General features: G+C 70.0%; 9 protein-coding genes. 7 read left to right on the top strand and 2 right to left on the bottom strand.

The window, feature by feature from the left end:
* Positions 1-150: 150 nt before the first annotated feature.
* The 7 genes from FF041_RS08085 (at position 151) to FF041_RS08055 (ending at position 5992) form a co-directional block, all read left to right on the top strand.
* Positions 151-795, top strand: a complete 645-nt coding sequence (locus tag FF041_RS08085) for an HAD family hydrolase (protein ID WP_153521664.1) — start codon at positions 151-153, stop codon at positions 793-795.
* A gap of 88 nt (positions 796-883) precedes the next feature.
* Positions 884-2059: an acetoin utilization protein AcuC gene (locus FF041_RS08080; RefSeq protein WP_194291964.1), complete on the top strand. Its 1176-nt coding sequence runs from the start codon at positions 884-886 to the stop codon at positions 2057-2059.
* Between the two features lie 89 nt (positions 2060-2148).
* Positions 2149-2964, top strand: a complete 816-nt coding sequence (locus tag FF041_RS08075; RefSeq protein ID WP_323391437.1) for a phosphatase — start codon at positions 2149-2151, stop codon at positions 2962-2964.
* A gap of 128 nt (positions 2965-3092) precedes the next feature.
* The gene (locus FF041_RS08070; RefSeq protein WP_194291963.1) at positions 3093-3305 is read left to right on the top strand and encodes a helix-turn-helix domain-containing protein; all 213 of its coding nucleotides are present in this window, start codon (positions 3093-3095) and stop codon (positions 3303-3305) included.
* A gap of 121 nt (positions 3306-3426) precedes the next feature.
* The gene (locus FF041_RS08065) at positions 3427-3525 is read left to right on the top strand and encodes a 30S ribosomal protein bS22 (protein ID WP_003948845.1); all 99 of its coding nucleotides are present in this window, start codon (positions 3427-3429) and stop codon (positions 3523-3525) included.
* A gap of 182 nt (positions 3526-3707) precedes the next feature.
* Positions 3708-4814: an NAD-dependent epimerase/dehydratase family protein gene (locus FF041_RS08060; RefSeq protein ID WP_153521662.1), complete on the top strand. Its 1107-nt coding sequence runs from the start codon at positions 3708-3710 to the stop codon at positions 4812-4814.
* A 5-nt stretch (positions 4815-4819) separates the two neighbouring features.
* A complete protein-coding gene (locus FF041_RS08055) occupies positions 4820-5992 on the top strand; it encodes a lysophospholipid acyltransferase family protein (RefSeq protein WP_153521661.1) in 1173 nt (390 codons plus the stop codon).
* Between the two features lie 110 nt (positions 5993-6102).
* Here FF041_RS08055 and FF041_RS08050 read toward each other — a convergent pair whose 3' ends face one another.
* Together FF041_RS08050 and FF041_RS08045 are read right to left on the bottom strand one after the other, a co-directional pair.
* On the bottom strand, positions 6103-7296 hold the full coding sequence (locus FF041_RS08050; protein ID WP_323391436.1) for a DUF5667 domain-containing protein: 1194 nt from the start codon (positions 7294-7296) through the stop codon (positions 6103-6105).
* A gap of 219 nt (positions 7297-7515) precedes the next feature.
* Positions 7516-8367 carry an ECF subfamily RNA polymerase sigma factor, BldN family gene (locus FF041_RS08045; RefSeq protein WP_323371171.1) on the bottom strand — a complete coding sequence of 284 codons (852 nt, stop codon included), beginning with the start codon at positions 8365-8367 and terminating at the stop codon, positions 7516-7518.
* Positions 8368-8676: the final 309 nt, after the last annotated feature.

Here is an 8676-nt window from a genome sequence, read left to right as displayed (position 1 = left end):
AGTAGGACGCCGCCGAACAAATTTTGATAGCCTCGGTTCCCGGACATTGAATGTCCGGGAACCGAGGCTTTTCTGCGTTCAAAAGTCTTAAGCGTCATGGAATGTCATGGCCATGACATTCCATGACGAAAGTCCTCTTAGGGTGGGGACATGAACTATGACCTCGTCATCTTCGATAACGATGGTGTGCTCGTCGACAGCGAACCGGTCGCGAACACCATCCTGGCCGGGTATCTGACCGAGCTGGGCCACCCCACGTCGTACGAGGACTCGCTGCGGGACTACATGGGGGCCGCGGTGCACCGGGTGCACGATCTGGTGCTGGAGAGGACCGGGCAGCGGCTGCCGGAGGAGTTCGACCAGACGCTGAACGCGCGCACCTTCGCCGCGTTCGAGCGGGAGCTGCAAGCCGTCGACGGGGTCACCGAGGTGCTGGGAAAGCTGACGGCGGACGGGGTTCCGTACTGCCTCGCGTCCTCCGGGAGCCATGAGCGGATCCGGGTGGGCCATCGGAAGACCGGGCTCGATCTCTGGTTCCACGACGAGATCATCTTCAGCGCGCAGGATGTGGGGCGCGGCAAGCCGGCGCCCGATCTGTTCCTGTACGCCGCGGAGCGGATGGGAGTGGCCCCGGAGCGCTGTGTCGTGGTGGAGGACAGTGCGCTGGGGGTCGCGGCGGCGGTGGCCGCCGGGATGGATGTGTACGGGTTCACCGCGATGACGCCGGCCGGGAAACTGGCGGGGGCGAAGGGCTGGTTCAGCTCGATGGCGGAGCTGCCCGCGCTCCTCGCCTGACTCCGGCCGTCCTGACCCCGGCCGTCCTGACCATGCCCCAGCCGCCCTGATCATGACCGGTCTGGCCGGGGCGGATACCGTGGCGGGCATGAGCAGCCGTACGTTGTTGATGTGGGATGAAGCGGTGACGGCGTACGACTTCGGGGACAGCCATCCGATGGACCCGGTGCGGCTCGCGCTGACCATGGAGCTCGTGCGGGCCTACGAGCTGGATCGCGCCGTCGATGTGGTCGCCGCGAAGCCGGCCGGGGACTCGACCCTCCGGCTCGTCCACCGCGAGGACTATGTGGCCGCCGTCCGCGCAGCGTCCGCGCTGCCCCGGTCCGCCGATCAGGCGTACGGGCTCGGCACCATGGACGATCCGGCGTTCGCCGGGATGCATGAGGCGGCGGCGCTGATCGCCGGGCAGTCGGTGGGGGCCGCCGAGGCGGTGTGGCGCGGACAGGCCGCGCACGCCGTGAACTTCGCGGGCGGACTGCACCACGCCATGCCCGGCTCGGCGGCCGGATTCTGCATCTACAACGACGCCTCGCTGGCGATCGCCCGGCTGCTGGAGCTGGGCGCCGAGCGGGTCGCCTATCTCGATGTGGACGTGCACCACGGGGACGGCGTCCAGGCGGCGTTCTGGGACGATCCACGGGTGCTGACGGTGTCGCTGCACGAGCACCCGAGAACGCTGTTCCCCGGCACCGGCTGGCCCGAGGAGACCGGCGGCGCCGGCCCGGCCGAGGGCGGGGCGGTGAATGTCGCGCTGCCCGCCGGAACGGGCGACGAGGGATGGCTGCGGGCCTTCCACGCGGTGGTGCCGGAGCTGCTGGCGGACTTCCGGCCCCAGGTGCTGGTGACCCAGCACGGGGCCGATACGCACTTCGAGGACCCGCTCGCCCATCTGGCGGTCTCCCTGGACGCCCAGCGGGCCGTACAGGAGGCGTGCCACACGCTGGCCCACGAGTACACCGAGGAGGGTCGGTGGATCGCCCTGGGCGGCGGTGGCTACGCGGTGGTGGACGTGGTGCCGAGGTCATGGACGCATCTGGTCGGGATCGCCGCGCACCGGCCCGTGGACCCCGAGTCCATGATTCCGGAGACCTGGCGGGACCTGGTGTACGCGCGGACCCGGCAGCCGGGGCCCCGGCGGATGACGGACGGCCGGACGCCACGCTGGCGGGACTGGGGGGCCGGATACGACCCCGCCGACCGGCTGGACCAGGCGGTGCTCGCGACCCGGCGGGCGGTGTACCCCCTGCGGGGGCTGCTCGCCTGACCGTGCGCGTACGGCGTCATTAGGCCAACCGTGGTGCGCCCGGGGCCTTTCCGTGCGGGCTGTCACCGGCCTGGGGCAGCATCGGCTCCGTGGTGAGCACCGGAGCGCTGCGGGCGCATCTGCTGACGGCCCGGCTGGCCGGGACCGTGGCTACCTTGCGGGAGGAGAGTCTGCGCAGCTACCGGCTCTTCGCCGCACGCGATCCCCGGGTCACCCTCGGCCTCGGCCCGGAACGGGAGTGGAGCGAGCGGGAGGTGATCGCACTGATGGCCGACAAGTGCGGGGTCCCGTCCGACCCCGCCGACGCCTACGGGCACGATGTCATCGACCCCGACCGGACCGTCCGCGCGCTCGACGCCTTCGCCGACCGGCTGGGCGAGGTGGCGGCCCGCCGGGGAGCGGTGCTGCTGGGAACCGGTCATCCGCACCGGCTGCTCGGGTTCTACGGCGGGCTGGCAGACGCTTTGTCGGCGGCTGGCTGTTCCGTTCTCACCCCCGCGCAGGGCAGATGTATCGACATAACGACCCGGTTCGGAGTACGTACTTGCCACCTTGCGTACGTACGGAAAGTCGCGCTGGTGCGGGGAAGGGGCGCACGGGCAACGTGTGGTGAAACCGGCGCACACACCCATTCCCCCCTCCCCGTCCGCGCCGCCCTGGAGGGGCTCGCGGAGTGCGGAGGCCCCCTGCCGGACCTGGTCGTGGGAGACCACGGCTGGGTCTGCGGGGCAGGTCAGCTGGGTTTTGCGGCCATCGGCCTGGCCGATGTCGACGACCCCGCGCTCTTCGTCGGAGAGGCCGAGGGGCTCATCGCCGTAACGGTCCCGCTTGATGACTCAGTGCGGTCTTCTTACTACGGACCGCTGACACGCTATGTACTCAATCGAGCGTGTCTGTCACAGTAGGCGGCCGATGGCTGCTCCTCTTCCCCACTCGCACCACCCGCCCCTAGTCTGGGGAGTGAGCGCACAGCGACGAAGAGTCACCGGAGGGGAAGCCGGTGTGCGTCATGTGCGGAAGGTACAGGTGGGTCATGGCTGCTGCTAGCGAGAGGCCTCTCAACGAGGTCAAATTCCTTACCGTGGCGGAAGTCGCCTCGGTAATGCGGGTGTCGAAGATGACGGTGTACCGGCTGGTGCACAGCGGTCATCTGCCGGCGATCCGGGTGGGGAGGTCCTTCCGGGTGCCGGAGCAAGCGGTTCACGACTACCTCCGCGAGTCCTTCGTGGGGGTCGAATCCGCCTAGCGGAACCGGGCGGCTGCCCTCGGATTACAACCTCGATGCTCAGGCGGGTAGGCTGGACCGACGTAGGTCGTGTGGGCCCAGACGCCCCGCACCGAGTGAAGAGAAGTGAGCGAGGGTAGTCGTGGGCTCTGTTATTAAGAAGCGGCGCAAGCGGATGGCTAAGAAGAAGCACCGCAAGCTGCTCAAGCGCACCCGCGTTCAGCGTCGTAACAAGAAGTAAAGCGACAGCTGTACGTGTCATCGCGGCCCTCCCACCACCATGGTGGGGGGGCCGCGGTGCGTCCGCCCGGCGCAGCTTCCCGCAAAGGACCCGCCCGCGGTCATCACAGCGCAACACCGAGACGCTACGGTGACGCTGGGAGCCGCCCATCGGCCCATTCGACCTGAGGGAAGGCGCTGATCTTGGGAAAGGTCGTGCTCGTCACCGGCGTGGCCCGCCAGCTCGGAGCCCGTCTCGTACGGCGTATCCAGCAGGACCCCGAGGTGGAACGGGTGATCGGCGTCGATGCCGTCGGAACGGAGCATCAGCTCGGCGGAGCCGAGTTCGTCCGTGCCGACATCCGCCGGCCCGCGATAGGCCGGGTCCTCGCCGAGCACGGCGTGGACACCGTCGTCCATCTCGATGTCACCGGCACCCCCCTGGGCAGCGGTGGGCGGGCGGCGGTCAAGGAGACCAATGTCATCGGCACCATGCAGCTGCTCGGGGCCTGTCAGAAGACGCCGACCGTCCGGCGGCTGGTGGTGAAGTCCAGTACCAATGTGTACGGCTCGGCCCCCCGCGACCCCGCTGTCTTCCGGGAGAGCACCCTCCCCAAGTCCCTGCCGAGCGGGGGCTTCGCCAAGGACACGACCGAGGTCGAGGGATATGTCCGCGGCTTCGCCCGGCGCAGACCCGATGTCGCCGTATGCGTCCTCCGGTTCGCGAACATCCTCGGGCCGTGCGCCGACTCGCCGCTCGCCGAGTTCTTCTCGCTGCCCGTTCTGCCGACCGTCTTCGGCTACGACCCGCGGCTTCAGTTCGTCCATGAGGACGATGTGATCGACGTACTGCGGATCGCGCTGCACGAGCCACGGCGCGGGACGCTCAACAGCGGGACCTTCAATATCGCGGGTGAGGGTGTGCTGCTGCTGTCCCAGTGCGCACGGCGGCTGGGGCGGCCCACGGTGCCGGTGCTGCTGCCCGCGGTCACCTGGATAGGTTCGGCGCTGCGCACGGTCGGTGTCACGGATTTCTCGCCGGAGCAGATCCGGCTGCTCACCCATGGGCGGGTGGTGAGCACCGCCCAGATGCGCGAGACACTGGGCTTCGAAGCGACGTTCACGACCGCGGAGACCTTCGCGGACTTCGCCCGCAGCCGGGGGCCGGGGCTGCTGCCCCCCGCGTCCCTCGCGAGGGCGGTGGACCGGATGGGGGAGTCGCTCCGGGACGCCGAGCGGCTGGGGGTCCGGGCGGCGGACAGGACGGCGACCGGGACGGCCGCTGGGAGCGGCGCCGGAGAAGGAGTGTAGGGACGATGGCGGACGCCAAGGTCATTCCGTTCGACGACGACCGTGCCCGTGGCGGTGGTACGCAGCGTGCGGCGCGACGGCGGGGCGCGGCGACCCCCGGAGCTGCTGGGGCGGCCGGAGCTGCCGGGGCTGCTGGGGCCAAGGCGTCCGGGCCGGGGGCCGTGGAGCCGGCTGCCGCCGGGCCGGAGGCCGAGCCCGGGGCCGAAGCGGTGCGTGAGGCTCCGGTGACCTCGCTGCCGAGGGCACGGCGGGCCGCGAAGGCCCCCGGCACGCCCCAGGGCGGGGAGGAGCCCACGGGCCCTGCCGCGGGCGGTACGCCGTCCGGGGGCGGCGACGGCGGCGGCCTGGACCGCCGTATCGCGGACGGGCTGGCGTTTCTGCGGCGGCGGATCACCGGTGAGTACGAGGTCGATGAGTTCGGGTACGACGAAGAGCTCACCGATCAGGTGCTGATGTCGCTGCTGCGCCCGCTCTACGCGAAGTACTTCCGGGTCGAGGTGAAGGGCATCGAGAACATCCCGTCCGAGGGCGGGGCCCTGGTGGTGGCCAATCACTCCGGCACGCTGCCGCTGGACGGGCTGATGATGCAGGTCGCCGTGCACGACAGCCATCCGGCGGGGCGTCATCTGCGGCTGCTCGCCGCGGATCTGGTGTTCATGCTGCCGGTCGTCAATGAGCTGGCCCGGAAGGCCGGGCATACGCTCGCCTGCGCCGAGGACGCCGAGCGGCTGTTGCGGCGCGGTGAGGTCGTCGGGGTGATGCCGGAGGGGTTCAAGGGGATCGGGAAGCCGTTCGGCGAGCGGTACAAACTCCAGCGGTTCGGGCGGGGCGGCTTCGTCTCCACGGCGCTGCGGGCGGGGGCGCCGATCGTCCCGTGCTCGATCGTGGGGGCGGAGGAGATCTACCCGATGGTCGGGAACGCCAGGACGCTGGCCCGGCTGCTGGGTGTGCCGTACTTCCCGATCACGCCGACGTTTCCGTGGCTGGGGCCGCTGGGGGCGGTGCCGCTGCCGACGAAGTGGACGATTCAGTTCGGGGAGCCGATCGAGACCAAGGGCTATGCGGCGGACGCCGTGGACGACCCGATGCTGATGTTCAATCTGACGGATCAGGTCAGGGAGCAGATTCAGCACACGCTGTACAAGCTGCTGGTGCAGCGGCGGTCGGTGTTCTTCTGAACCGGAGGCTGGCTGTCGGCTGTCGGCTGCCGGCTGCCGGAGGCAGGAACGCGGAGGGCGGGCAGGCTGAACGCATTCAGCCTGCCCGCCCTCCGTGGTGTCGGGGGAGGCTAGCTCTCGTCCTCCGCGTTCAGGCCGAGGCCCGGGAGAAGGCCCGGCAGGATGGGCGGGATGGTGACATCCGGCTCGGGGGTGGTCGACGTCTTGCCCGATGGGCTGGATGAGACGGTGTCCGAAGGCTGGTCGAACAGACTGTCCCCGGCACCGCCGAGCAGTCCTTCCTCCTCCGGGGCGGTCGAGCCCGAGGGGCGGGGCTTGGCGGCGTCCGAGCCCGACTGGCTGTCGGGGGCCTCGGGCGCCGATGAGGCCGTACCCCTGCTGGAGGGCGGGGCGCCGCCGTTGCTCTGGGAGGTGACGCCGGGGCTCCGGTGGGAGCCGCGGCCCTGCTCCGGCGGGCTGGGCAGCAGGGACTGGAGCGGACCGACCTCTTGGTCTATGGCGTCGAAGACGTCGCTCACCTCCTCGCCCACGTCCGTCAGCTGCGCCGGGAGACGGTCCCGCAGCCCGTTCCACGCGTCGCGGTGGGAGCGGGAGAACGAGTTGAGCTTCTGGATCGGGCCGAGCGAGCCGTCCCGTTCATAGGCCGCGTGGAGCAGGCGGTGGCCCTCCCGCGCGTCATGGCGCATGCCGTTCAGCGCGCGGCGGACCTCGCCGAGCGACTCATGGTCCAGATCGCCCGCCCGGCCGCGCTCCATCAGCCGGCGGGCTTCGCTGAGGCGGGTGGACGCCTGGTCGAGATAGAGCTCGCCACGGTCGGATTCGCCGTCCGCCATGCCCAGCCGGATGTCCTCCATCCCGCGCTTCAGCCCGTACAGCGTGTCACCGGGGAGGGCGTCGGAACTGGCGGCGGCCACTCCGCTGAGGGCCCCGGCGGCGACGCCGACGGTCAGACCGCCGGCCGCGAGCCCCTTCGACCAGCGGGAACGCGGTCGCAATCGGCGGAGCGGAGAGGCCCTGTGGCGGCCTGTCCGCTGCTCGGGCACCGTGGGACCCTCGGCCGCGCTCCCGGCGGCCGTGCCCTCCTGGAGCATGGCTTCCATGGCTGCCACGAGCTGTGCTCGCTGCACCACCTTGACCTCGGGATCCATCTCCGGTCTCGGCAGCTCGCCGAGACCGGTCGCCAGAGCCAACAGCCTGCCACGCTCGGTCGATTCGACCGAATCGTCCGGCTGTCCGGCTGCCTGGTCTTCCAAGGCCTGGGCGAAGGCGTTCGCCCGCCGGTGCGCCGATACGTTCGCGATCACTGGCGGCACCTCCTCTCGTCATGACGGTCGACTCCCCTGGGCGTCTGGAAGGTTGCACGCCGTGAACGCGGCCACACGATCGAGTGAGTGGCTGCGGGCATGGCGTGACCACAGGGAGCCTGCATCCCGGTCAACGAGTGTCGCGGCACTTGGGTTACGCGCGAAAGATGATCGGACCAGTGCGTCATCGAGGCGTCACCGATTGTGAGTTGAGGTCGGTCAGCGGGCATCGTCGGGCAGCAGACGGGCCAGGGTGCGTACGGCGCGGTACTGGAGGGTCTTGATCGCGCCCTCGTTCTTGCCCATCACTCTGGCGGTCTCGGCGACCGACAGGCCCTGGAGGAAGCGCAGTGTCACGCATTCCTGCTGCTGTGGATTGAGTTTCCGCACGGCCTCCAGGAGCGCGGCGTTCGACAGGGACTCCAGCACGGAGTCCTCCGGGCTGCGCTCGACCTCGTTGGCGTCGAGCATCTCGCCGGTGGTCACCTCCAGCCGGAAGCGGCTGGACTTGAAGTGGTCGGCGACCAGATTGCGGGCGATCGTGACCAGCCACGCGCCGAAGTCGCGGCCCTGCCAGGTGAAGGTGGAGATGCGGCGCAGGGCGCGCAGGAACGTCTCGCTGGTGAGATCCTCCGCCGTCGCCTTTCCGCCGACGCGGTAGTAGATGTAGCGGTAGACGGTGTCGCTGTACTGGTCGTACAGCCGGCCGAACGCCTCGGCTTCACCCGCCTGGGCCCGTTCGACCAGCTCCATCATGCGGGCGCTGTCGCTGTCGGCGGTGGGTCTGCGGGCGGTGGCCGAGGCGCCTGAGCCGCCCCGGCTGCTCCGTCTGGCGACCCCACGCCCCCCGCCCGGCCGGCGCCCCTCGGCGAGCGCGCCGCGCGCCGACCCCTCCTTGAAGCCGTCGGCCAGGGCGTAGCAGGGTGCGGCAGGGCCGCTGGTGGTGGCAAGGCGGGGCATGGCGAGGGCGGGGACGGCGTACGCGGTGGGGACAAAACCGCGCAAGTGGTCGAGGACCGCCGCGCGGAGCGTAGCCAGGCCCGAGGCGTCAACCCCGACGTGTGGGTACACGGGACTCCCAGAGGCAGAGCTTCCATCACGAGCAGTGCGGAACCGTTCACCCGTCGTGGCGACTGGCGGGGTCCCGTATGCGTCTGAGGAGAATAACGCTTCGTACAGGCAGTGCTACGCCCAGTTGCTCAAATCATCGTTTCCGTCGCTTCTATGCCGTCTTAGTGACGAAATAAGTCGCTGATTGTGAGCATTTGTTGATCAGATTTGATCGTTTTCTGACTCTTCGGAGGGTGGTGCGCCCGGTGCGGTGTGTCTCGCCGAGGGGCGTGCCGGGAGCGTGCCAGGGGGCGGCCACGGCCGGGAGGG

It is taken from the genome of Streptomyces jumonjinensis (assembly GCF_009600885.1).
GTDB lineage: Bacteria > Actinomycetota > Actinomycetes > Streptomycetales > Streptomycetaceae > Streptomyces > Streptomyces jumonjinensis.
The sequence above is the reverse complement of the archived record's forward strand: the minus strand, read 5'-3'. Positions and strand labels throughout refer to the sequence as shown.